The organism is Limnospira sp. PMC 289.06 (assembly GCF_032350395.1).
Lineage (GTDB): Bacteria > Cyanobacteriota > Cyanobacteriia > Cyanobacteriales > Microcoleaceae > Limnospira > Limnospira platensis.
In genome coordinates this window covers 1-1,443 of sequence record NZ_JARPLC010000301.1, presented here as the reverse complement: position 1 = coordinate 1,443, position 1,443 = coordinate 1, and the positions used below count along the sequence as shown (strand labels likewise).

Below are 1,443 nucleotides of genomic sequence, written 5' to 3'. Positions count from 1 at the left end.
CAATATTGACCCTAGATGGCTATGGCGTGCTAATGTTTTCCTAGAAAGTCTCACCGCCTCAGTTTGGTGTCCAAGTTTTCCCCGGTCTCCTTATCCTGAATTTTACCCAGAGGATTCGGCGGCAGAAAGAGCAGCTAAATTAATGAAATTAGAGAGTAACCATCCTAAATTTGGGCGGCAATTGCTTAGAAGGAAAAGCGCCACAGGTCCATGGATTGAGGCAGCTTGTCCTATCATTCAAAACCGAGGGAGGCGGTTTTATGTTCCTCTAATTAATCCTTACTTAACAGCAAACGAGGTCAAAATACTTGGCAGTGCTGACCAATTGGGTGTAAGTTTTAAGGATTATGGCAACGGCATATTAGGGGGCGGTTCAATAGCCAGTAATCGCATCTATGACACTCTTTACATCGAGGGAGAACATAGAGTAGAATTAGATTTAATATTGATGGCTAAACGTCCGGCTAATACAGTGATGAACACAGTCACTGTAAGCCCTAATCCCATGTTAATAGCCCCCGCTAATCTAAGCCGTGCTTATTTTGAAATTCAAAATCAGGGAGAAATTGAGCTCCTTTGGGGTTTTGGCACATTGGGAAGTGACGCGACAAGCCATCCATTCAAAATGCCACCCGGCCAGATTTATTATCCAGGTAATGTAGCCGGATTTATACCAACTGACGCGATATGGGCAAAAGTAAAAGAGGGAACGACAACTGTTCTGATTATGGAGAGTTATTATCAATGACCACAGCTTTATATAGCAGTGAAAAACCCCAGGATTTAGGTCATCTACCAGAGGGACAATATGAACTGGCTGCAGTTAATTTGTGGGATAGTAATTTATCATCAATGCTTTATGCTAAAAAGGTGATATACAAACGCCACTTTTTGCTTCCCGGTTCTCCATCTGATGCTTTTCCTTTCATTCGAGAGTTAAAAGCCTTGGCTAATGTTCCCATACAATACAGGACAATTAATGAATTTCCGAAAACGGATCGACAAACGGATAAAACGGATTTAAGACGCAAAGATAACTATCGTTTTCTTGTTGAGCAATGGTTAGAGAGAATTGAGTATCTATGCCAAACTTTTGACTTTTTAGAAGTGTTGCCAGTCACTGCCATGTTAATGTCTTGGAGAAGCCCGTATCTGCCTAATGCTTATTTTATGCTAAAAAAACGGGAAACGATTAATTCGGTTTCTTTGGAAGCGATCGAGGCGATGGAACCAGAATGGCTGACTGATAATCGGGTGTTGTCTGAGGAGGGATGGAGGCAATTATTTATTAATTGGGATGAGGAATTTTTGTCATGAGAGAGGTAGAAGAGCGAAGCAGGAGGGTGAAAGACATTGTTAGAAATCGCAACTACAGGCAAGCTGTAGATGTAATAGAAAGAGAGGTCAAAAGATTAGAAGCAGACGACAAACCCAGGGCTAGAG

The 1,443-nt window shown here is 41.8% G+C and carries 2 protein-coding genes; both read left to right on the top strand.

The features are described from left to right. On the top strand, positions 1 to 748 hold a 748-nt coding region (locus P5674_RS24645), incomplete at its 5' end, for a group 2 RNA polymerase sigma factor SigC (protein ID WP_315670392.1). Further along, positions 745 to 1,317 (top strand): hypothetical protein, encoded by a 573-nt coding sequence (locus P5674_RS24640; RefSeq protein WP_315670391.1) that lies wholly within the window; start codon positions 745 to 747, stop codon positions 1,315 to 1,317. The genes P5674_RS24645 and P5674_RS24640, both read left to right, overlap by 4 nt. Positions 1,318 to 1,443: the final 126 nt, after the last annotated feature.